The organism is Catenovulum maritimum (assembly GCF_001050375.1).
In the GTDB taxonomy this organism is placed as follows: Bacteria; Pseudomonadota; Gammaproteobacteria; order Enterobacterales; family Alteromonadaceae; genus Catenovulum; species Catenovulum maritimum.
The window spans coordinates 69,253-91,873 of record NZ_KQ130487.1 but is presented as its reverse complement, the minus strand read 5'-3'; the positions used below and the strand labels follow the sequence as shown (position 1 = coordinate 91,873).

Sequence of the window (22,621 nt, the reverse complement as noted above, 5' to 3'; positions counted from 1 at the left end):
TTAAAATCAGTTGCTTACATAACTACATTTTATTTGTATTATAAATGAGATAAAAATCACTTTCCATGTGAAATGGTTTTATGTATTATTTAAATTATCTTATGACAAATAATATTTATGGTGAGAATATGGCATCGTATGCTTTAGGCTTAGATTACGGCTCAGACTCTTGTCGAGCTTTGCTAGTGGATACTCAGACGGGTAAAGAAGTTGCAACTAATGTTGTTTATTACCCAAGATGGAAGCAAGGTTTGTTTTGTGAACCAGCAAAAGACCAGTTTAGACAGCACCCATTAGATTATGTAGAAAGCCTAATTGAAGTCATCAGTGGTTTATGGAACTTAGCACCGGAAGGCGCAGCAAATGATGTTGTTGGTGTGAGTTTTGACACCACGGGCTCTACCCCTATTGCTGTGGATGCAGAGGGGACAGCGTTAGCTCTTAAGCCTGAATTCTCAGAAAACCCAAATGCAATGTTTGTGTTATGGAAAGATCACACTGCAATCTTAGAAGCGCAACAAATTACCGAAGCTGCTAATAAGGCGCCGGAAAATTACCTTAAGTATGAAGGTGGTATTTATTCTTCAGAGTGGTTCTGGGCAAAAGTTTTACATGTTTCACGTCAAGATAAGGCTGTTGCAGAAGCTGCTTATGCTTGGGTGGAACATTGTGATTGGATGTCGGCTTTATTAACAGGTACGACTCATCCAGAAAAATTCCGTGCTAGTCGCTGTGCTGCAGGCCATAAAGTGATGTGGCATGAAAGCTGGGGCGGTTATCCACCTAATGATTTCTTCGCTGGTATCGATCCTCTATTAGATGGTCTTCGCGATAAATTACCAGCTGAAACTTTTGCTTCTGATCAAATCTGTGGCCAATTAACAGCTGAATGGGCTGAAAAATTAGCACTACCAGAAGGAATCGTTGTGACTTTTAGTGCGTTTGACTGCCACATGGGCGCGGTTGGCGCAAATGTAAAACCAGGCGTATTAACTAAAGTAATGGGCACATCTACCTGTGATATTACAGTTGCAACCTACGACGAAATTGGTGACAAGTGTATCAAAGGCATTTGTGGTCAAGTTGATGGCTCTGTTTTGCCTGGCTACATAGGTTTAGAGGCTGGTCAATCTGCTTTTGGTGATCTTTATGCTTGGTTCCGCCGCTTAATTAATTGGCCGTTACAAAATATCGCAGCATCAGAGTTATTAGATGATGTGACAAAAGCTAAATTAGCTGAAGAAATAGAAGATCAAACCTTATTTAAATTAGGTGAAGAAGCGGCAAAAATTCCAGTCGGTGAATCTGGGCTTACTGCTTTAGATTGGGTGAATGGTCGACGTACACCAGATGCAGATCAAACAGTTGCTATGGCGATTACTGGTTTGAAAATGGGTAGCCAAGCGCCGCATATTTATCGTGCCTTAGTTGAAGCAACTGCGTTTGGGTCTCGTGCAATTATTGAGCGATTTAAACAAGAAGGCGTTCGCATTGAATCTGTTGTAACTATAGGTGGTATTTCTAAGAAATCAGACTTTGTTATGCAAACTTGTGCAGATGTATGGAATAGCCCGATTGATGTGTTGGAAAGCGAGCAAAGCTGTGCTTTAGGTGCTGCTATTTTTGCTTCTGTTGCCGCCGGTGTTTACCCAGATGTTGCAAGTGCTCAAGAAGTCATGGCATCTCCAGTATGTAAGACGTATCAGCCGAATGCAGACAACGTCGCTAAGTTTGATGCACTTTATGAAAATTATAAAGCCTTAGGCGCTTATGTTGACGGAGCTAAAAAATAATGAGCTATACAGAACTAAAACGCGAAGTTTATGAAGCTAACATGGAGCTAGATAAACGAAAGCTAGTGACATATACCTTTGGCAATGTTTCTCAAATTGACCGCGCCAAAAGCGTAGTTGCTATTAAGCCAAGCGGTGTGCCGTACGAGGATTTGAAAGTTGACGATATCGTAATTGTTGATTTAGAAAACAACATAGTAGAAGGCAGTTTAAACCCTTCTTCAGACACGAAAACGCATACTTATTTATACCGTGAATGGTCTGACATTGGTGGCGTAACTCATACACATTCAACTTATGCAACAGCATGGGCACAAGCTCAAATAGCAATTCCTTGTTTAGGTACAACACAAGCTGATTATGTATATGGTGAAATTCCATGTGCAGCTGTGATGTCAGATGAGCGTATTAAAGGTGATTATGAAGAAGAAACGGGCGCTCAAATTGTTGAGTGCTTCGGTGACAGATCACCAAATGAATCACCTATGGTAATTGTTGCAGGACATGCCCCATTTACTTGGGGTAAAGACGCGGCTAAATCAGTTTACCATGCAGTGTTGCTAGAAGAGATTGCAAGAATGGCATACTTAACTAAAACCCTAACGCCAGAAATCGCAGCATTGAAGCAAGGTTTAGTTGATAAGCATTACCTACGTAAGCACGGTAAAGACGCTTACTATGGTCAAAAATAATTAAATCTTGAATAAAGATTTTATCCATTTTTATAAATTTTGAGAGATAAAATTATGAGCGTATTTGGTCAAAAAGAAGTTTGGTTTATCACAGGTTCACAGCACTTATATGGTCCAAAAGTACTAGAGCAAGTAGCCAAAGATAGCGAGCAAATTGTTGCTGGTTTTAATGCATCTGCAGAAGTTGGTATGAATGTAGTTTGCAAACCTACAGTTAAATCTCCTGAAGAGATCCATGCTGTATGTCAAGCTGCAAACGTAGAACCAAATTGTGTTGGTGTTGTACTATGGATGCATACATTCTCACCTGCCAAAATGTGGATTGCTGGTTTAAATGAATTGAAAAAGCCATTCATGCACTTACACACACAATTCAATGCCGAATTACCATGGGCAGACATAGACATGAACTACATGAACACTCATCAAAGTGCGCATGGTTGTCGTGAGTTTGGTTTTATTGGTACACGTATGCGTAAAGAGCGTAAAGTAGTTGTTGGTCACTGGGCAAACCAAGACGTTCAAACTCAAATTGATGACTGGTGTCGTGCCGCAGCGGGGTGGAATGAAAGCCAAAACTTAAAAGTAGCACGTTTTGGCGACAATATGCGCCAAGTAGCGGTAACTGAAGGTGATAAAGTTGCAGCGCAAATCCAATTTGGTTACGAAGTTCACGCTTATGGTTTAGGTGAATTATCTGAAGTGGTTAACTCTGTTTCAGATGCAGATGTAAACGCACAAATCGATTTATATAACAATGATTATGTGATTTCGACTGAAACTTTAAAAGACGAATACAAGCTTAAAATGCTTCAAAACGAAGCGCGTCTTGAATTAGGTATGGAAAAATTCCTAGTTGAGGGCGGTTTTGGTGCTTTCACTAACTGTTTTGAAAACTTAGCTGGCTTAACTGGTTTACCAGGTTTAGCGACTCAAAGATTAATGAGCAAAGGTTATGGTTACGGCGGTGAGGGTGACTGGAAAACTTCTGCTATGGTCCGTATCATGAAAGTGATGGCTGCTGGTCGTGAAGGCGGTACTTCATTTATGGAAGATTACACTTATAACTTTGGCGCTAAAGACCAAGTTTTAGGTGCGCATATGTTAGAAGTTTGTCCGTCAATTGCTGCAGAAAAACCAGTGTTAGATGTTCACTTACACACCATCGGCATGCGCTGCGACGTTGCTCGTTTGTTATTCTCTGGTAAAGCGGGTCCGGCTATTAACGTATCACCAATTGATATGGGTAATCGCTTCCGTATTATTGTGAATGAAGTAGAAGCTGTTACACCACCTGCGGATACACCTAAATTACCAGTTGCTTCCGCATTATGGGAGCCTAAACCTAACTTATCTATTGCAGCTGCAGCATGGATCCATGCTGGTGGTGCTCACCACACTGCATATAGCCAAGCTGTAACCACAGATAATATTGCTGATTATGCGGAAATGGCGGGTGTAGAGTTAACGGTTATTGACGAAGAAACTCGTATTCGCCAATTCAAAAATGAGTTGCGTCAAAATGCAGCTTATTACGCCTTATCGCAAGGTATTTAGCCTGAACATTGGATCAGAATTTAGCTAATACAAATCTCTTTTAGATTATATCAAGCCCGATAAATGAGTTTATCGGGCTTTTTTATACTGCTACTTTTTCTTAATTTTAACCGCCAGGTAGCAAAGCCGAATTTGTCTAAATGTTAAAAAATGTTAATTTTGTGGTTCTTTTGTAGAAGTAAGGTATTTTACTCCTAACAACATTGGGTAGAAGATCTTTTCGATTGCTTAAAAAATGGACCTTGAATTTAGCTAATAAAACAAATGTTGCCGATATAAGGATGCGCCATTAACTAATATTAATATAACCAGATGAGTTTAATCTATGAACGAAGAGTCACCATTAATGGTAGCTAAAAAGTTGAGTTACATTGCTTTTACTCTCATGTTAATAGCGGGTGCTGTTAGCTACATTTTTACTAGCTGGGTTGGCATTTCTTGCTTGGTTTTATCATCTATTTTTATACTTTTTTGCCCCTCTATTCTAACTCCAGAAATTCAGCTAACTAAAAGTGAATCTGTGAAAGAGAATCCCCTTGAAGCTGAATTAGTCAGAGTTAGCGAAAATATTTCTAACTTAACTCAAGAGCTAAATGAAACTAAAGCTAAAGCTGTGTTATATCGAACTGTTCTCGATTTAATTCCGGATTGGATTTATGTAAAAGACAAAGCGCATAATTATATTTTTGCTAATCAGTCTTTTCAGCACGCTATACCCGATTTAAAAATCGGGTATAGCGATGACAAGTTTATGCCAGCTGATTTTTGCCAAAAAATTTGGCGAGACGAACAAGTTGTTATTCAAACAGGTAAGCCGATCCAAGATGCAGAAGAACAGGCGGCAGATACTTGGTTTTCTACGACCAAAGTTCAATGGAATGATAGTGATTCTATGCAAACCTTAGGCATTATTGGAGTCACAAGAAATGTAACTGAAACGGTAACTAATAGAAACAGAGTGGAAGAAAGCTCGGATTTAATTAAACAAAAAATTGATCGCGTTTATTCGATTCAGTCAGATACAGAGCAAGTTAGGGTGAGTGCAAGTGAATGTTCAGGCGTCGTTGATAAAATGACAGATATTATAGCGGAAATAAATACCGGAAATGACAAAATAGAAGATACCATAGTTCTGATAAAAGGCTTAGCAAGCCAGTCTAAACTACTATCTATTAACGCAGCAATCGAAGCTGCTAAAGCTGGTGAGAGTGGCCGAGGTTTTGGCGTAGTTGCACATGAAGTTCGAGAATTAGCAGAACGAAGTGAGCAAGCTGTGACTGAGATTCAAGCCGCTATTAATGCGAGTTCACAAGTGATCAAAACAGGCACTGGCACTATGGAAGCTACGAACAAAGCATTTAATGTCAGCATTCAACAAATTGAACATATTGCGCTTAGATTAAATGGACTATCAGATGATTTGAAGCAAATTAGCTAGTGTATAAGCTGTTTTGTGCTTATACACCACCATTCACAGTGTTTATTTTCAATATTATTTATTAAGAGCCGTGTCAATCAGCTCTTGGGCTTCTTCAATTAAGTGCTTAGCCGCAGCTCTCGCCGCTTCAGGTTGTTTTTGTTCTATGGCTTCAAGCACTCTTGAGTGATCTTGTATATCACCGACAGTAATGCCTTTTAGCTGGTTAGTATATCGAATACTTACATTTAGCGCTGTTTGAACAAACTCTCTAAATTGTATAAAGAATCGATTGGAACTGGCATATAAGATGCTGATATGAAAGGCAATATCTGATTGTAATGGATCGTCCTGGCCATTATGTGCAGCTTGCATTCGGATGATAGCTTTTTTGATATTTTCAATATCTTCAGTTGTTGCATACTGAGCCGCTAAAGCAGCAGCTTCTGGCTCGATTGCCATGCGCATTTGCAAAAACTCTTTCAATAATAGTAATGAAGGGTTGCTATCTAAAATCCATTTTAAGACATCTGCATCAAATATATTCCAATTGTCTTCTGGTAATATCCTAATACCTTGTCTTGGACGAGAAATGATTAAGCCTTTAGCTGATAGCATTTTTACGGCTTCTCGCATTGCACTTCGGCTGATCCCAAATTTATCACAAAGTTCAGCTTCAGTAGGTAAACCGCCTGATTGCTTATATTCACCCCTAACTATTGCTTTACCTAGCTCGTGTGTCATGCGTTGTGAAAGATTTAAGTTACCTTCAAATTGAAACATAATATCTAGTGCCATACTCAATTTTTAAACTAGCCGCACTGTATCTTTTTTTGATTAATCATGCATCATATTTATCTGATATCTGGAAGGTAATCTTATTTTATTTGCTTCTCAGCCAAATTGATGCTTGTCTTTATGATGAATAGATCGCTATGATCTCGATATTAATTCCGTTTGTTGACAGAGAATAACCAGCTTATGAAGGCTACTAATTTAGCTATTTACCCTAGTTTAAAAGACAGAGTCGTATTTGTGACTGGTGGGGGCACTGGTATTGGTGCATGTATTGTTTCTGAACTCTGTCGTCAAGGTGCAAAAGTTGCTTTTGTTGATGTTAAAGTCGCAGAAAGTGAAAAGCTAGTTGAAAATGTAACCCGAGAGTTCGCGAACCAACCTTTGTTTATCCAAAATGACATCAGAGATGTCGAAGCGCTTAAACTTGCAATTGAAAAAGCTAATCAACATTTTGGCAATATCTCGGTATTAGTTAATAATGCTGGCGATGATGATCGAGAGTGTTTGGAAAACGTGACTCAATCAAGCTGGGATAACAGTCTAGCAATTAACTTAAGGCCTTCATTTTTTGCCGCCCAAGCAGTTTTACCTCAAATGAAACAAAATCAATCCGGTTGCATTATTAATTTTGGTTCTGTTTGCTGGATGTTAAGGCAAGGCGGTATGTCGGCCTATTCTGCCAGTAAAGCTGCATTAATTGGGCTAACCAGAGACTTGGCGCGTGACTTTGGCCAGTATGGGATTAGAGTTAATACTTTAGTACCTGGTTGGGTGATGACAGAGAAACAGTTATCGCACTGGATTGATGAACCGACTCAAGCTTGGCTTAAGCAGACACAATGTCTTAAAAATGACTTAGTAGAACAGGATATTGCTAATATGGTGATGTTTTTGGCTGCAGACGACAGTGCTATGATTTCGGCTCAAACATTAGTGGTTGACGGTGGTTTAGTGTGAGTTGTGACGTTGTTTTAGCTGCCGATGTTAAAGCTAAATTAGGCGAAGGGGCAATTTGGGTTGAGCATCTTAACTCTATCTTGTTTGTCGATATTTTAGGACTATCTATATTTCAATATCAGCTCAATACACAAAAAGTCAGCCAATACGCTACAACCAGTCAAACTTGTTGGCTTCAAATAACTGAGAATGACAATATTTTAGCTGGACGAGCGGATGGCATCTGGCTATTAGATCAAAGCTTTAACCCAATCAAGCAAGTAAGCAAGTTACCTTTTTCAGAGCCAAATATACGTTTAAATGACGCTAAGGTCGATAACCAGGGGCGTGTTTGGTTTGGCTGTATGTCTACGCTAGGCGGTGAAAAGTTAGGCCAAATATACAGCTTTTCTAATGCTAAAATAAAAGTTCATGACGATGACTTCTTTATCCCAAATGGTCCGGCATTTTCACCTTGTGGCCACTATCTATATCAATGTGACACTGAACGAAAAACCATTTACCGCTACCAATTATCAACTCGTGGGCAATTGAGCAATAAGCAGATCCTAATTATGTTTAATGAACAACAAGGTTACCCTGATGGTTTAACTGTCGATCAAGATGGGAACTTGTGGGTTGCACATTGGATGGGATGGGGGATCTCTCAATACTCACCCGAAGGAAAAGTTATTCAGTTTATTCCTTTACCCGTTGCTAGAGTGACATGTCCAACCTTTGCTGGAAAACATAATAATCGTTTATTCGTGACAACCTCTTCATTAATCGACGAAAATGAGCCACTGCAAGAGGTGGCTGGTGGTTTGTTCGAAATTAAAGTCGATGCGAGCGGATTTAGCCCAAATAAAGCAAAAATATAAGCTTTGATAACAGGAAACTAGCTTTTTAGTTAAATACAGGCTAAAACTTAATAAATTCACTTTATTGGGTTTATTCGATGACCGAGGCGTTTGTACTCCCCAAGGATAAAAAATTGATTGTGCAGTTCCGCTTAGAGCCGGGTTGCCTTGGCCCAGATGGTGCCGACTTTGTTGAAGATTTTTGCCTGCAAGCAAATAAAGTCATGAAGGTAGTCGATGCTGAATTTGTTATTTGGCAAATTATTCCTCGATTTGATAAAAGTTTGCCTGAAATCGAATATTTTATTGCCGACAAAGTATTATCTCGTGATAAAGCAGATAAATACTTGAAGCTTTTCGATAAAGAACTGGGTGAATTTGAATTGCATTTAGATGAAAAATTAACTGCTTTAGTTGATGCTTATTTAGCTAAGTAAGTGCATATACACCAAAACCCTTAGTGCTGACTAGAAATCGTTTGCTGATTTTATTTCAATCCTTTACCCTCGTTAAAATTTAATTAATTAAGGAAGTTTATGGGGTATTTAGCATTAAAACATTCACACATGCTATTTGTTGGATTGAGTGTTTTGTTTTTTAGTTTACGATTATTTTGGCATTTTAAAGGCTCTAACTTATTACAAGCTAAGTTAGTTAAAATACTACCTCATGTGGTAGATACATTTCTTTTATTAACGGCTTTTGCCTTAATGTTGACAACGTCTCAATATCCATTTGAGTTACCTTGGTTAACTGAAAAACTATTTAGCGTTATTAGCTATATAGCTTTTGGGATCTTAACCTTCAAAATAGCAAAAAATATACCTCAAAGAATTATTTTTAGTTTACTTACCTATGCATCTTTAGCGATTACTGTCCACTTAGCGATTAGCAAGCAAGCGCTTATTTTGAGTTAACACAAATTATAGCAATAACAGTTGAATTTTTAGCTGTTATTGCTAGCAAATTTAATATTCAAAGCTACATTTGTAATAAAGCTAACAATTTCTTTGTGCTAAATTACAGTTATGGATTTTTATTGGTAATGGAATTATGTTTAAAAACCTCAAATTTAAAACCGCGTTACAGTTTCTAGTTTTACTTGCTTTATTGCCCCTATCCATATTTGCAATTATGCATATATCTTTACTTGCTGAAGAGGTAAGTAATGCCAAATCCGATATTAAAGCTGTCCAATGGGTTTATACACTAGACGGGCTTGCACACAACTTTGCGGTAGAGCGCGGACTGTCTGCTGGATACATAGGATCGGGTGACAATGGCTTAAAAAATAAGTTATTAGCACAGAGAGAAAAAGCTAATGCCGCCGAATCTAATTTGATAAATTTGAGTCGAAAACTCCCAGAAGAGCAGGTTAATCAAGCACACAAAAATATTCTTCGTTTACTTAAGCAAAAAAATTTGGTGAGGGAACAAGTTGATGCTCGTAATGGCGTTCAATCATTTGAATTTTATTCTAAATTAAATGGATTCACTATACATTCGGCAAGTATATGGCTGGTTGATATTAACGAATCACGAATAAAATTTTTGGTAAAAGAAAGTTTATACCTAGCTTGGATAAAAGAAAAGTTAGGTCAAATTCGGGGTAAAGTTAATGGCATACTTGCTCAGCAGAATTTAACCATATCAGGAAAAGTGGAACTTAAAACTTATCTAACAGAGTTGAGACAGTTTGAGGATTTACTACTAAATATTGTACCTAAAGATGAACAAGCACCACTTAAAAAGTTAATCAGTAATTCTAATTACACCACTTATTTGAGTTACGCCGAGCAAATGATTAACCAAGACATTTCTACTATTGAATTCAGACGTTTTCCTAGTGCGAGTGCTTGGTTTTCAGCTTTAACAGATGTGATTAGCCAAGTTAAAAAGCAAATGGAACAAACTCAATCGAAAGCTCAGAAAATGGCTGAAGAAAGCCATGACAACGCTAATTTTATGCTCTACTTAGAGATTATTATTGTGCTCTTGGTTATGCTTGCTATTTTTGTGATTGCTTATTCTTTAACTTCTAAACTTAACTCTAAGATCGAAACAATACGCCAATTTTTAGCTGGAATTACTAAAACAGGCGATTTATCGAATACTTTAAATGATCCTTCAACAGATGAGTTTGGCCAAATTTCAAATAGTATCGATGCTATGGTTGTGAGTTTAAAAACGCTTGTTGCGAAATTAAGTCAGAGCACAGATGTAAATTCATTAGCCGTAGAGGAACTAAATAAACTCTCTGATCTTGTGGTGACAGAAATCAATCAAATCGAAAACTTTATGCATGATATAGCAACAAGTAATGAGGAAATGACTGCGACAACTGAGAATATTGCATCTTCTGCAACTGAAACCCTAGATGGCGTCACCCAGTTAGTTGAGCAAACAAAAGTAGTACGTCAAGTGTTAGAACAAAATCGAATGAATTCGGCTCAGCAATTAGAAATTGGTACTCAGACAATAGCGGCCGTAGATACGGTAAATCATAATAATGACGCTATTACTTCTATTTTAGACAGTATTAATGCACTTGCCGATCAGACTAATTTACTTGCTTTAAATGCTGCGATAGAAGCTGCTCGAGCTGGCGAACAGGGCAGGGGCTTTGCGGTTGTTGCGGATGAAGTGAGAAGTTTGGCCTCCAGAAGTAAAGATGCGACCAGTGAAATCTCGAAAGTACTTGATGCGATTAAGCAAGACTCTAGTGAAATGGCTGATTTAATGCGGAAGTCATTTGAATACAGCCAGCAAAGTCAAGAAAGTGCGGTTAAGCAAGCAGAGATTATTGAAAACTTAGCAAATCAATTAGATCAAATTCACAGTCAAAATACATCAGTGGCCGCAGCTGTTGAAGAGCAAAGTACCACCTCAATCGAAATTGCCGGTCGTTCGGTTGATGTGGCTGCTAAAAGCAAAGATGTGAGTGAGTTAGTGTCAGGCTTGAACCAGCTAGTGGTGAAATTATCGCAAACGAATAAAGCTATGTTAGAGAGCGTTAAGCGATTTAGCCATTAATTGATACATACATTAGATAAAAGTAAACATGCCGAATAAACAATTACTCATTTTTTAAGCTTGTGAATTGCTTCTAATCACTCTAACATGCGGGCATTATTGCCCGTTTAAAAATAAGCTTGATGGATTTTATTTATAACCCGCCTCAATCACCTTTATTACCCATACTTTACCATGACAAGGATATAGTCGTTTTTGATAAGCCAAGTGGTTTGCTGTCTGTACGTGGAAAAAAGCCTGAGCATCAAGACAGTTTAGAAGCAAGAGCGCAAAGAGTTTGGCCTGAGGTAGGTGTGGCACATAGATTAGATATGGCAACATCTGGCATTTTAGTTTGGGCATTACATAAACCGGCGCTTTCTGGCTTGGCTAGACAATTTCAAGATCGTAAAACAGAAAAGCTTTATATTGCTGAAATTTTTGGTCATCCAGATGCAGATCAGGGATATGTCGAGTTACCATTAATTTGTGACTGGCCAAATCGGCCAAAACAAATGGTTGAATTTAACCGAGGTAAAGCCTCCACGACGTACTGGAAGGTGCTAGAGCGGAAAGAAAAAACCACTCGCGTCGAATTACACCCAATTACAGGTCGATCACATCAGCTTAGAGTTCACATGAAATCTATCGGCCACTCAATTATTGGTGATAGGTTATATTCTCAAGGCGAAGCTTTATCTATGACAAATCGACTGCACCTGCATGCTCAGCAACTCAGCTTCCATCATCCGATAAATAAACAGAAAATGGATTTCTTTAGCCCATGTCTGTTTTAAATGCTGATTTGGGGTGGGGAAGTGCAAACTATCAGTTAGCGGTTTATTTTGAAAACAAACCGCCAGTCGAGGTTTACCAGCTTACTCCAGGTGTTAACCCTCTCAGCCATGCTGAGTTTAGCCATATCATTCAAAACTCAAGTAATAATTGGCGAAAACTCTTTAACTGTTATGCTAAATTAGCTTTTGCTTTAGATGCTAAGGGGTTTGAATCTTGGCAGAATTTGCGTGATGCAGAAATGCTGGGATGTAGATCCGAAGCTGCTTTATTGTTCTCCAAGCCTAACTTTGAACAAGAGAGCAATCGCATTCATATTATCAGTGGCCGGACTTACGCGGCAATGTTAAACCTGCCATTTGAATTAAACTGGTTGAGCCCGCAGTTTGCTATCAATACTCAGTTTAATTGTATTGTCTCGCCTTATTTCGACTATCGGCAGCTTTCGAATGAGCGGCTCGCTACATTAGTCAAGTTAGTGAAAAGCCTAGCAACAAAAAATCGTTAGGCAGGTCTTTTGATTAAGGTTTCAGTTGCTGCAGAACGGTTTCCATTATCTTCATATTCTGTAACGTTTCCTTATGACTGACGATTGAGCTTTCTAATTTCTTTTGCTTAATGCAGCTTTCTGCTTCTGCTATTTCATATTCGAAGCCAGTTTCTGCATGAGGTTTAGTGACTCGGGTTGTCGTATCGTCAACTATCAAGCTAGCAGTTGTTCCGGCCCAAAACATATCATCAATTTTAATTCTGCCTTTAGTGCCATTTATGTATAGCGAATTATCCGTTTGGGTTAAAAAATTACAGCTAAATTGCGCAAATTTATTATCCGGATAAGTGAGATTAACCATGGTTAACTCGTCTACACCAGTTGAGCCGATTAATCCTGAAGCTTGGATTTTACTTGGGTAGCTAGCGCTAAACCACTGTGCGGTAGCAACACAATAAATACCCATATCTAATAAAACCCCGCCAGCTAAATCTGGATTGAGTAAGCGATCAGACTCGTTTCTCGGAACAGCAAAACCAAAAGTTGAGTGGATTAATTTCACTTCACCAATCGCACCAGACTTAATCCAGTTATTTACCGTTTGATAGATAGGTAAGTAAAGTGACCACATTGCTTCCATCAGGAATAAATTTCGATTTTTGGCTAGTTCAGTTAGCTCTTTTGCCTGCTCGTAGTTTACGGTTAGTGGTTTTTCACAGAGTACGGCTTTATTTGCCATTAAACATTGTTTAATTTGTTCATAGTGAAAATTGTGTGGCGTAGCAATATAGACAGCATCTACTTTTGGATCTGCTAGTAAATCTGCATAATTATGGTAGCTGACTTGCGCTTGGTATTGTTGTGAAAAGTCTTTGCTGCGCTGGGCGTTATTTGAAGCCACTGCATATAATCTACCGACAAAATCAGCATTAAGCGCTTTTGCAAATTGATGTGCGATTCTACCTGGACCTATGAGTCCCCAATTAAATATTTCCATTATCAACCTTTAGTCGTTCTGTGGTGATTTTTAACATGTGTTTTTCTCTAATCGCATGGATAAAAATAGCGAGTAGCATTAAGGCACTTATAATAATTATGGGTAAGTTGCCTAATTTTAGATATAAGGTATCAACTCGATTAAGCGTGAGTCTGTGCTGCAGAATATGTTCTTCAAATTGCGGTGATTGAGCTTGTATTTGGCCCAGCTCATCAATGATAGCTGTAATGCCCGTATTGGTGACACGAACCACTGGAATACCAAACTCTAATGCACGCATTTGTGCGATTTCTAAATGTTGATGGGGCCCATGCGATTCGCCAAACCAAGCATCATTGCTGACCGTTAAGATAAAGTCTGTATCTGGTTTTAAGTTCGCTTTAATTTGTTGTGGGAAGACGATTTCGTAGCAAATAGCCGCCATCACATTAAAACCATTGGCTTTGAGATCTGCTTGAATATACTCACCGCGGTTGAAAGACGAGAAAGGTAAATCAAATAATGGGGATATCCCTCTTAGCCATTGCTCAAATGGAATAAATTCGCCTATGGGGAGTAAATGGTGTTTATTATACCTATTATCGTGACCATACTGATAATGGCCTTTACCCGAACGATAATTTTGATTACCTAGTACTATGAGGCTATTAAAAAACTCATTAGAGTATTGTTGGTAATTAATAATACCTGTGATCAAGGCGGTATTATTGTATCCAGTGGCTTTATCTAAATTGAGTAAATAATCTTGTGCAATTGGTTCCACCGCGGGAATCGCAGCTTCTGGCCAAATAATAATATCGCTGTCACCGTAATAAGGCCGGCTTAAGTCTTGATATGCTTCCATTACAGGCCAGAGGAATTCTGGATCCCAGCGATTCTCTTGTAAAATATTGCCTTGAACTAGTGTCAGTTTAACTGAATTTTTATCTGATGTTGTGGCTGTTTGATTTGGTAAAAGTGCGCTAATAAGTACAATACTCACTAACATAGGTAAAATAATCTGTAGCTTGCTGTAATGCTTAGCCGAGATCACTGAAATTAAAATAATACTGAAGGTTAAGCCAATTTCACCTACATAAGGTACCATTACTGATAAAGGTGAATTTAATTGAGAATAACCAATCGACAGCCAAGGAAAGCCAGTTAAAACAAGGCTTCTTAGCCACTCAAATAAGCACCAAAACGCCGGAAGAGTGTAAATTGCATATTGGCTAAATTTTTGTAAATAATGGCTTAAGCTAATTGCCGCTGTAAAGTAAATGGCTAAATAGGCCGCTAACGCTAAAATCATCGCTGCAGATACGATAAAAGGCATGCCACCGAAGTTGTCTAAACTGACAAATACCCAGCCTATCCCAGATAAAAACCAACCTAAAGAAAAACTAAAAGCGTATTTAGCCGCTTGTTTAAGGTTCGTGTTAAAGCAGGTGTAAAATAATGCAGGGAAAAGCAGAAAAACCAACCAAAAATGGTTAAATGGAGCAAATGCAAGCGAGCTGGTTAAACCAGCTAAAAAAAGTAGCAAGCTCAACCAAGTCGCAGATAACTTCATCAGTTAGAGGTTTCCTTTTCTTCTTTTGGTAGGATAAGTTGTAGCTGATTTACTCGGCGGCCATCACAGCTCACGATTTTAAATTGAAAGTTACCAATTTCTATCGTCTCGCCTTTTTCTGGGAAGTGTCCAAATTGTTGGACAACTAAACCGCCGACAGTATCAACATCTTCGGTTTCTAATTCACTATTGAAAAACTCATTAAATTCTTCAATCTCAGTTAAGGCATTGATTGCATACACTGTATTGGTAATTCGTCTAATTGATTCTGGCTCAACGGTTGAATGTTCATCTTCAATATCTCCAACAATAAGTTCGAGAATATCTTCAATTGTCACTAAACCTGAAACACAGCCAAATTCATCTACCACTATCGCCATATGGTATCTTTCGTTACGGAAGTCTTTGAGTAATATGTCTAATCTTTTACTTTCAGGTATGACTTCAGCTTGGCGTAAAATAGCGGTTACGTCTACATTTTCAAATCCATGCTCGTAAACGTAGGCTAATAAATCTTTAGCTAGGAGAATGCCTTCGATGTGATCTTTGTCTTCACAGATAACAGGAAAACGACTGTGAGCTGACTTTATCATCAAAGGTAAAAATTCAGAGACTGGTTGTGATTTTTCAATCGTTACCATTTGTGATCTTGGGATCATAATATCACGAACCCGCATTTCAGAAATATCTAAAACACCTTCAATCATATCCTTAGTGTCTATATCGATTAGTTGACTTTCAACCGCATCGTGAAATATTTCTTGTAAATCTTCTTTACTTCTCGGTTCTCCGTTTATCATTTGACCAATTTTGTCTAGCCATGATTTATTTGAAGAACCGTTACTAGAGTGAGGATTATCTTCGCTCATTTCTTTTTTATCTCTTCCTAATTAACTATTGATAGTTTGTGTTACTTGATAAGGATCGTCAAATCCTATTTGAGCTAAAATTCGTTTTTCCATGCTTTCCATGATTTCAGCTTCGTCATCTTCAATATGGTCATAGCCAAGCAGATGAAGACAGCCGTGGACTATCATGTGTGCCCAATGCGCTTGTTCAGACTTATTTTGTTCTTTTGCTTCTTGTCGAACAACATCCGCACATACTACTAGGTCACCGATTAAAGGTAAACTGAGACCAGGTGGATTTTCAAATGGGAAAGATAGAACATTGGTAGGCTTATCTTTGCTTCTGTATTCGTGATTTAAGCTTTGGCTTTCTTCTAACTCAACTAATCGAATGGTTAATTCTGTTAGCGCTTCGCCTCTTTCTACTAGGGCGTATTGAGCCCACAGCATAAAATCTTCATTAGAGGGGAACTCGCCTTCGCAAGCTATTTGTAAATCTAGATCTAGCTGTATTTTGCTGATGTCGAAGGTCATTTTTGTTCTAATTGCTCTGCTAATTTAGCTTTTTTATCTGCGATTTTTTGGCGCTCTTGAATTTCATCCCATCTGTCATAAGCATCAACAACTCGTTGAACAACAGGGTGACGAACGACATCATGCGAGCGGAAAAAATTAAAACTGATATCTTCAACATCTTGTAATACTTCTACCACGTGACGAAGACCTGATTTTTGGCCTTTAGGTAAATCAACTTGAGTGATATCACCTGTGATAACCGCTTTTGAGTTGAAGCCGATACGAGTTAAGAACATTTTCATTTGTTCTACCGTAGTGTTTTGGCTTTCATCTAAAATAATAAAGGCATCGTTTAAGGTTCTGCCTCGCATATACGCTAGCGGTGCAATTTCTATAACGCTTCGCTCTATTAATCTTTCTACTTTTTCAAAGCCGAGCATTTCAAATAAAGCGTCATATAGCGGGCGTAAATAAGGGTCTACTTTTTGACTTAAGTCACCCGGTAAAAAGCCTAGTTTTTCGCCTGCTTCAACCGCTGGTCGAGTCAGTAATATACGACGAACTTCTTGTCTTTCAAGCGCGTCAACAGCGCAAGCAACAGCTAGGTAAGTTTTACCTGTGCCAGCTGGACCCACACCAAATGCAATATCATTGGCCAATATATTGTTTACGTATTGACTTTGATTTGGGTTTCTTGGTTTGATTACACCGCGCTTAGTTTTTATAAAAGCTTCTTTACCAATAGGTTCATCAATGGAAAACTGTTCTAAAACTTTAAACTCTTGAATTGCTAAATGAACTTTTTCTGAATCTAATTCTTGAGCTTTGCCTTTAACTATTTGAGTTTCAACATAGAGGTTTTTTAATAGTTCCGCGACAGCTAAATTAACTTGCTGCTTACCTGTAATTGTGAATTCGTTATCTCTATACCTCAATTCAACACCTAATCGGCGTTCAATTAACTTTAAGTTATCATCAAACGGGCCACATAAACTGGCGAGCCTAAATTGGTCAGCGGGTTCTAAAAATATCTCTAATGAATCGGTTTGGTTACTCAAAAATTACTTCCTAGATAGTCATTGGCTTATTTAAATTAATAAGCCAATTATATAATTATTAGTTAATTTGGAACGAATACTGAAGCGCCGGTATCGTTCACTTCATCTTGTTTGTTGCGTGCTAAAATTTGGCTTGGAGCCGTTTCGACTCTCAGATCCATCTCTTGCTCACTTCGGATGAACTCGCCGCGCAGTGAGTTAGAGAAAACGTCTACAATTTTAACGTCAACAAAACCACCTATTGTGGTGTGTGGAGCTTCAAAATTTACTACCCGGTTGTTTTCAGTACGACCGCAAAGCTCCATTGGATTCTTTTTGGAAGGACCTTCAACTAAAATTCTTTGTTCAGTATTGAGCATAGAACGAGAAATTTGTAAGGCTTGTTGATTAATTCGTTGCTGTAATAAATATAATCGCTGTTTTTTCTCTTCTTCATCTACGTCGTCAGGTAAATCAGACGCAGGAGTGCCTGGACGAGCACTGTATATGAAACTAAAACTCATGTCGTAACCAACACTTGCGATTAAATCCATAGTGGCTTCAAAGTCTTCTTTGCTTTCACCAGGGAAACCGATAATGAAATCAGATGACATACTTAAATTAGGTCTGATTTTTTTAAGTTTTCTGATTTTAGACTTATATTCGATTGCGGTATGGCCACGTTTCATCAAGTTTAAGATGCGATCTGAGCCTGATTGAACTGGTAAGTGAAGATGATCAACTAACTCTGGAATGTCAGCATAAGCCTCGATTATGTCATCGGTAAATTCAACAGGGTGAGAAGTCGTATAGCGGATACGATCGATACCATCTATTGACGCGACTAAACGAAGTAACTCAGAGAAATAGCAGTCGCTGCCATCATGGTGAGGGCCGCGAAACGCATTTACATTCTGACCTAATAAATTGACTTCTCGAACGCCTTGCTCAGCTAATTGAGCTATTTCGTATAAGACATCATCGACAGGGCGAGAAACTTCTTCACCTCGTGTATAAGGGACAACACAAAAGGTGCAGTATTTTGAACAGCCTTCCATAATAGAAACGAATGCGCTAGGGCCTTCTGCTTTAGGCTCTGGTAAACGGTCAAACTTTTCGATTTCAGGGAAGCTAACATCAACAACCGCTTTGTTACCTTCTTTTATTTGGCCAATCATTTCTGGCAATCTGTGTAATGTTTGTGGGCCAAATACAATATCAACAAATGGCGCACGTTGACGAATCGCTTTACCTTCTTGAGAAGCTACGCAACCGCCAACCCCAATGATTAGATCGGGTTTAGTATCTTTTAGTTCTTTCCAGCGACCTAGTTGGTGGAAGACTTTTTCTTGTGCCTTTTCACGAATAGAGCAGGTGTTCAATAGAATCACATCCGCATCTTCAGCTTCGTCGGCAACAGTGTAACCATGAGTTGAATCTAATAAATCAGCCATCTTTTGCGAGTCGTACTCGTTCATTTGACAGCCCCAGGTTTTAATAAAAAGCTTTTTGCCCATTTAAGATAATACCCACTAGTTTAGCAACAGAAAAAACAACCGCGTATTCTAGCGATTTTCTAACCTTGTGACCATAGTTAAATCTGGATTGTCTACTTACAAAGTGCAAAAAATGTCACTAATTGTTTTCAATGCTTCTAAATTATCAAAGCAAAAGCAATTTGTCAGTAAAGTGTAAATAAATGAAATTTCAGATGACGAGCATTCTTAACCACTATAATGTTTTTATTTTGCTGTGAATTAGTTATCAATTTGTTGTTTGATGCATTTTATTTATGGCTATTAGTGTGATTATGACTAAACTGAAGTTATTACTTTGGATTATTAAATAATCATTTATTTACTAGTTGTACCGAGGTCAATGTGACATTTTATAAAAATGGAATTGCACTATTCTGTTCGTTTATCCTGATTGCTTGTGGAGGCGGGGGGAGTGACGGTGTAACTCAAGGGTTAGCACCCATAGTTGATGTGGTTGATGATAGCAACCCAGATATAAATTTGCCGGATTCAAATCAAGCTCAAACGACTCCCGAACAAAATTTAGCTTTTTATTCAGCAAAGATAGCTAAACCCGTTGTCGATAATTTATGTATTTCTTGTCATGTGACTGATGGTTTAGCCAGTGCGACTCGGCTGGTTTTTCAACCAACTTTAGCCTCTAGAGGTAATCAATCTACAACGGATGTGAGTAACAAATTAGTCTTCCAAAACTTCATCAGCTCGGTAGAAAACGGCGACTTTATATTGATTGAAAAAGCGTCCGGCAAAAAGAACCACGGTGGAGGCACTGTCTTAGAGCCTAATACTCAATTATTGAATGAATTTTCTACCTTTATTAACTTAGTTAAAAAAGAATGTGTAACAAACTGTGCTGAAGATAGTTCCAATTCAGGCACACAGACGGAATCAGAATCGGAAAGCGAGACAGATAACCAAACAGAAAATGAAGCGAATAATGGCAACCAAACAGAGACTGGGAGTGGCGAAGGTAACACCGAGACCGATTTAGATGCGTCAGATTTTTTTAGCCTCAATATCTCGCAGCAAATTATTATAAGTAATTGTGTTAATTGTCATACTGCATCTGGCAACGCTAAAGATTCACAACTTATATTTCAACCGAACTATGTTGAGAATAATCCCCAACTAAATTTTTCTGCATTGTCAGAATACATATCAAGGACCAATGACAATGCTCAAAATGTCTTAGATAAAGTCCGAGGCTTAAATGATCATGGTGGCGGGGTTCGTTTAACTTCAAACTCGGTTGATTTTTTAAACTTAACTGATTTTCTGAATTTGCTCGGAAAAGATGTCGAAAGCAATTCGCAGAGCAAGACTTTGTTTAGCGGAGCTAGTTATTTATCGAATCAAGAAACCTTTAAACGTGCGGCATTTTTATTAACCGCAAGTTACCCCAAGCAAGCCCAACTAGATAAAGTGGCCAATATGAGTGACTCTGAACTCAAGCAAGAGATAGTTAGCCTCATGCAAGGGGAAGGTTTTCATCAATTTTTAATCAGAAGTAGCAACGACAAATTACTGACCGATAAGTGGCTTTCTGAGTGGCGAGAGCTGGTGAATAATTTAGATAATTATTATCCCGAGTACACAAACAAGCTTCAAGAAATTGCTGAAAAATATAAAGATGAAACTTATGAAGATGCCGATAGGTTGAAGCGTAATGAAGAGAATAATTACAGAAAACCCGTAAGTTATGGCTTAGCAAGAGCGCCACTTGAACTGATTGCTTATGTTGTTGAAAATGATAAGCCGTATTCTGAAATTTTAACCGCTGATTACACTATGGTGACTAAAGAAAGCAATAGTGTATTAAAAACCGATGCAGATTTTAGCTCGACGGATAAAACTTGGTTACCAGGTAAAGACGCTGGATTAGTCCGCCACGCAGAAAATCGAACATATCAATATAATCGAGATTTAGCGATTATGATATATAACGGCGGTGGGATAGAGACGGCTTACCCTCATGCTGGTATTTTAAATTCACTTGCATTTTTGCGTCGTTACCCTTCCACTGCGACTAACCGTAATCGAGCTAGATCTAGATGGACTTATATGCATTTTCTTGGATTGGATATTGAAAAGTCGGCAGCAAGAACAACCGATCCTGAGGCACTTTCAGATAATAATAATCCAACCTTAAATAATTCAAATTGTACCGTTTGCCACCAAACTTTAGATCCATTAGCTGGGGCATTTCAAAATTATGGTGATGAAGGATTTTATCGAGACTCCATCGGAGGGTTAGACTCACTCCCTAACTCTTACAAACGAATATATGATGAGGATATTGGACGCTGGATCGCCAATGAGCTTTATCAAGATGGAGATACTTGGTACTCGGATATGCTAGTTCCAGGTTTTGAAAATGATATTGCTCCTACTTCTGAAACAAGTTTGAGTTGGGTGGCAACTCAAATCACTCAAGATGAACGTTTTGCCAGTGCGACAGTTAAATTTTGGTGGCCAGCTATTTTTGCTGCCGAGGTGGCACAAGCGCCATCAGTCGAAACCGATCAAAACTATCAATCTCAGAAAGTATTATTTGAGGCACAATCAGATTTTATCTCCGAACAGGCTGAAAACTTTATCAACAGTAATATGAATCTAAAATCATTACTAGCAGATTTAATCGTAAGCGACTGGTTCAGGTTAAGCACTTTAGATAGAGAAAACGCAAACCCAAATGCAGCAGAAGCGCTCACTCAGGTGGGCACCGAGAGGCTACTAACACCAGAGGAACTCGCAGCGAAAACGAAAAGTTTAACTGGTTTTGAGTGGGGAATCAGCCAATATCGAGATGTAAATTATTTAATGGATGATTATTTGATTTATTACGGTGGAATGGATTCAGATGCTGTAACCGAAAGAGCAAGGGAAGTTAATTCTGTGATGGCAAATGTAGCAGCTACTCATGCAATTGAAGCTTCGTGCCCCATTGTCATTAGCGAGTTTAACCAAGTGGCGGAAGCTAGGAAACTGTTTACCTATGTAGAGCCGGATGTCGTTCCAGGTGCTGAGTTTTCTACCGAGTTTGAGATTAATAAAACTTCTACTGAAGATATGCAATTAGTTGAATTTGATATGAATTTAACCCAAGGCAGCAAAACATTATCAGCATTATTTGTAAATGATTATAGTGATGATACGAGTGATCGAAATGTATTCCTTAATTATATCGAAATTATAGGCCCTCAAAATACAGTCGTTGTTTCTGATTATGCTTGGTCTTTAACGCAATATTCAGAGCCAGACATAGAATTAAACAGCTGCACAAGTAAGAGATATAATTCTGCTCAATCAGCTAACCATGACATTGCTATGTACTGTAATAACAGTGGATTCGAATTTAATTGGGATGCTAGCGTTGCGGGTGTATACAAATTTAAGTTTATAGCTTACGCAGAGCAAAGCGGGGAAGAGCTTGCGAAATTGAGACTTGCTATTCAAGATGATTTATTTGGCGAGTCAACGACTGGTACATTGGCGATAAAGACGAATATACAGGCGCTGCACAAAATTTTGTTAGACGAACACTTAACCCTTGATTCACCTGAATTAGAGGCAACCTATCAACTTTTTGTCGAAACATGGCAAGATAAATTAAATCGAGTTAAATCCGGCGACGAAAGAAACCACATTGTTGAAGCTGGCACTCGATGCGCTAATTTACCGCAATGGGCTTTGGGTTACGATAACTCTGGTACATTAACCGCATGGCGAACTGTCATTAGTTATTTAATGATGGACTATAAATATACACACCATTAGGAAGTT

The 22,621-nt window shown here is 38.4% G+C and carries 19 protein-coding genes; 12 read left to right on the top strand and 7 right to left on the bottom strand.

All coding sequences use genetic code 11. From position 1 onward, the window contains the following. Nucleotides 1-128 precede the first annotated feature (128 nt). The 4 genes from XM47_RS07930 (at nucleotide 129) to XM47_RS19250 (ending at nucleotide 5,480) form a co-directional block, all read left to right on the top strand. Complete coding sequence (locus tag XM47_RS07930) at nucleotides 129-1,793, top strand: ribulokinase (RefSeq protein WP_048691422.1); 1,665 nt, start codon at nucleotides 129-131, stop codon at nucleotides 1,791-1,793. Next, nucleotides 1,793-2,485 (top strand): L-ribulose-5-phosphate 4-epimerase, encoded by a 693-nt coding sequence (locus XM47_RS07925; RefSeq protein WP_048691420.1) that lies wholly within the window; start codon nucleotides 1,793-1,795, stop codon nucleotides 2,483-2,485. Before XM47_RS07930 ends, XM47_RS07925 begins: the two co-directional genes overlap by 1 nt. A gap of 54 nt (nucleotides 2,486-2,539) precedes the next feature. Continuing rightward, nucleotides 2,540-4,042, top strand: coding sequence for an L-arabinose isomerase (gene araA, locus XM47_RS07920; RefSeq protein WP_048691419.1), 1,503 nt, complete (start codon nucleotides 2,540-2,542; stop codon nucleotides 4,040-4,042). A 520-nt stretch (nucleotides 4,043-4,562) separates the two neighbouring features. Further along, nucleotides 4,563-5,480, top strand: a complete 918-nt coding sequence (locus XM47_RS19250) for a methyl-accepting chemotaxis protein (RefSeq protein WP_216595977.1) — start codon at nucleotides 4,563-4,565, stop codon at nucleotides 5,478-5,480. Nucleotides 5,481-5,534: 54 nt separating this feature from the next. Here the strand turns inward: XM47_RS19250 and XM47_RS07910 are convergent, their stop codons facing one another. Beyond that, nucleotides 5,535-6,257: a FadR/GntR family transcriptional regulator gene (locus XM47_RS07910; protein WP_245623442.1), complete on the bottom strand. Its 723-nt coding sequence runs from the start codon at nucleotides 6,255-6,257 to the stop codon at nucleotides 5,535-5,537. A gap of 183 nt (nucleotides 6,258-6,440) precedes the next feature. Here XM47_RS07910 and XM47_RS07905 point away from each other — a divergent pair, with 183 nt between their 5' ends. The 7 genes from XM47_RS07905 (at nucleotide 6,441) to XM47_RS07875 (ending at nucleotide 12,368) form a co-directional block, all read left to right on the top strand. After that, nucleotides 6,441-7,214, top strand: coding sequence for an SDR family NAD(P)-dependent oxidoreductase (locus tag XM47_RS07905; RefSeq protein ID WP_048691417.1), 774 nt, complete (start codon nucleotides 6,441-6,443; stop codon nucleotides 7,212-7,214). After that, on the top strand, nucleotides 7,211-8,074 hold the full coding sequence (locus tag XM47_RS07900; RefSeq protein ID WP_048691416.1) for an SMP-30/gluconolactonase/LRE family protein: 864 nt from the start codon (nucleotides 7,211-7,213) through the stop codon (nucleotides 8,072-8,074). Before XM47_RS07905 ends, XM47_RS07900 begins: the two co-directional genes overlap by 4 nt. A gap of 77 nt (nucleotides 8,075-8,151) precedes the next feature. Next, nucleotides 8,152-8,490, top strand: a complete 339-nt coding sequence (locus tag XM47_RS07895; RefSeq protein ID WP_048691415.1) for a hypothetical protein — start codon at nucleotides 8,152-8,154, stop codon at nucleotides 8,488-8,490. A 99-nt stretch (nucleotides 8,491-8,589) separates the two neighbouring features. Then, entirely contained in the window at nucleotides 8,590-8,970 is a 381-nt protein-coding gene (locus XM47_RS07890) for a SirB2 family protein (RefSeq protein ID WP_048691414.1), read from the top strand. 136 nt (nucleotides 8,971-9,106) lie between these two features. Further along, complete coding sequence (locus XM47_RS07885; RefSeq protein ID WP_048691413.1) at nucleotides 9,107-11,086, top strand: methyl-accepting chemotaxis protein; 1,980 nt, start codon at nucleotides 9,107-9,109, stop codon at nucleotides 11,084-11,086. 122 nt (nucleotides 11,087-11,208) lie between these two features. Beyond that, nucleotides 11,209-11,862 (top strand): pseudouridine synthase, encoded by a 654-nt coding sequence (locus XM47_RS07880; protein WP_048691412.1) that lies wholly within the window; start codon nucleotides 11,209-11,211, stop codon nucleotides 11,860-11,862. After that, nucleotides 11,850-12,368 carry a DUF6942 family protein gene (locus XM47_RS07875; protein ID WP_048691410.1) on the top strand — a complete coding sequence of 173 codons (519 nt, stop codon included), beginning with the start codon at nucleotides 11,850-11,852 and terminating at the stop codon, nucleotides 12,366-12,368. The genes XM47_RS07880 and XM47_RS07875 overlap by 13 nt, the downstream gene beginning before the upstream one ends. A 13-nt stretch (nucleotides 12,369-12,381) precedes the next feature. Here XM47_RS07875 and XM47_RS07870 read toward each other — a convergent pair whose 3' ends face one another. The 6 genes from XM47_RS07870 to miaB form a co-directional block, all read right to left on the bottom strand. After that, complete coding sequence (locus tag XM47_RS07870; protein ID WP_048691409.1) at nucleotides 12,382-13,347, bottom strand: Gfo/Idh/MocA family protein; 966 nt, start codon at nucleotides 13,345-13,347, stop codon at nucleotides 12,382-12,384. Then, the gene (lnt, locus tag XM47_RS07865; RefSeq protein WP_048691408.1) at nucleotides 13,334-14,899 is read right to left on the bottom strand and encodes an apolipoprotein N-acyltransferase; all 1,566 of its coding nucleotides are present in this window, start codon (nucleotides 14,897-14,899) and stop codon (nucleotides 13,334-13,336) included. The genes XM47_RS07870 and lnt overlap by 14 nt, the downstream gene beginning before the upstream one ends. Further along, nucleotides 14,899-15,768, bottom strand: a complete 870-nt coding sequence (locus XM47_RS07860) for an HlyC/CorC family transporter (protein ID WP_048691407.1) — start codon at nucleotides 15,766-15,768, stop codon at nucleotides 14,899-14,901. Before XM47_RS07860 ends, lnt begins: the two co-directional genes overlap by 1 nt. A gap of 21 nt (nucleotides 15,769-15,789) precedes the next feature. Continuing rightward, a complete protein-coding gene (gene ybeY, locus XM47_RS07855; protein ID WP_048691405.1) occupies nucleotides 15,790-16,281 on the bottom strand; it encodes an rRNA maturation RNase YbeY in 492 nt (163 codons plus the stop codon). Further along, entirely contained in the window at nucleotides 16,278-17,321 is a 1,044-nt protein-coding gene (locus tag XM47_RS07850) for a PhoH family protein (RefSeq protein ID WP_048691403.1), read from the bottom strand. Before XM47_RS07850 ends, ybeY begins: the two co-directional genes overlap by 4 nt. 62 nt (nucleotides 17,322-17,383) lie before the next feature. Continuing rightward, nucleotides 17,384-18,817 carry a tRNA (N6-isopentenyl adenosine(37)-C2)-methylthiotransferase MiaB gene (miaB, locus tag XM47_RS07845; protein ID WP_048691401.1) on the bottom strand — a complete coding sequence of 478 codons (1,434 nt, stop codon included), beginning with the start codon at nucleotides 18,815-18,817 and terminating at the stop codon, nucleotides 17,384-17,386. Nucleotides 18,818-19,180: 363 nt separating this feature from the next. On the opposite strand from miaB, the gene XM47_RS07840 reads away from it, so the two are divergent. After that, the gene (locus tag XM47_RS07840) at nucleotides 19,181-22,615 is read left to right on the top strand and encodes a DUF1588 domain-containing protein (protein ID WP_048691399.1); all 3,435 of its coding nucleotides are present in this window, start codon (nucleotides 19,181-19,183) and stop codon (nucleotides 22,613-22,615) included. The last annotated feature ends 6 nt before the right edge of the window (nucleotides 22,616-22,621 follow it).

Bases quoted from the DNA above. Each gene is read 5' to 3' on its own strand.
- XM47_RS07930 (WP_048691422.1), top strand. From the start codon at position 129: ATGGCATCGTATGCTTTAGGCTTAGATTACGGCTCAGACTCTTGTCGA.
- XM47_RS07925 (WP_048691420.1), top strand. From the start codon at position 1,793: ATGAGCTATACAGAACTAAAACGCGAAGTTTATGAAGCTAACATGGAG.
- araA (WP_048691419.1), top strand. From the start codon at position 2,540: ATGAGCGTATTTGGTCAAAAAGAAGTTTGGTTTATCACAGGTTCACAG.
- XM47_RS07910 (WP_245623442.1), bottom strand. From the start codon at position 6,257: ATGGCACTAGATATTATGTTTCAATTTGAAGGTAACTTAAATCTTTCA.
- XM47_RS07905 (WP_048691417.1), top strand. From the start codon at position 6,441: ATGAAGGCTACTAATTTAGCTATTTACCCTAGTTTAAAAGACAGAGTC.
- XM47_RS07895 (WP_048691415.1), top strand. From the start codon at position 8,152: ATGACCGAGGCGTTTGTACTCCCCAAGGATAAAAAATTGATTGTGCAG.
- XM47_RS07890 (WP_048691414.1), top strand. From the start codon at position 8,590: ATGGGGTATTTAGCATTAAAACATTCACACATGCTATTTGTTGGATTG.
- XM47_RS07885 (WP_048691413.1), top strand. From the start codon at position 9,107: ATGTTTAAAAACCTCAAATTTAAAACCGCGTTACAGTTTCTAGTTTTA.
- XM47_RS07880 (WP_048691412.1), top strand. From the start codon at position 11,209: ATGGATTTTATTTATAACCCGCCTCAATCACCTTTATTACCCATACTT.
- XM47_RS07875 (WP_048691410.1), top strand. From the start codon at position 11,850: ATGTCTGTTTTAAATGCTGATTTGGGGTGGGGAAGTGCAAACTATCAG.
- XM47_RS07870 (WP_048691409.1), bottom strand. From the start codon at position 13,347: ATGGAAATATTTAATTGGGGACTCATAGGTCCAGGTAGAATCGCACAT.
- lnt (WP_048691408.1), bottom strand. From the start codon at position 14,899: ATGAAGTTATCTGCGACTTGGTTGAGCTTGCTACTTTTTTTAGCTGGT.
- XM47_RS07860 (WP_048691407.1), bottom strand. From the start codon at position 15,768: ATGAGCGAAGATAATCCTCACTCTAGTAACGGTTCTTCAAATAAATCA.
- ybeY (WP_048691405.1), bottom strand. From the start codon at position 16,281: ATGACCTTCGACATCAGCAAAATACAGCTAGATCTAGATTTACAAATA.
- miaB (WP_048691401.1), bottom strand. From the start codon at position 18,817: ATGGGCAAAAAGCTTTTTATTAAAACCTGGGGCTGTCAAATGAACGAG.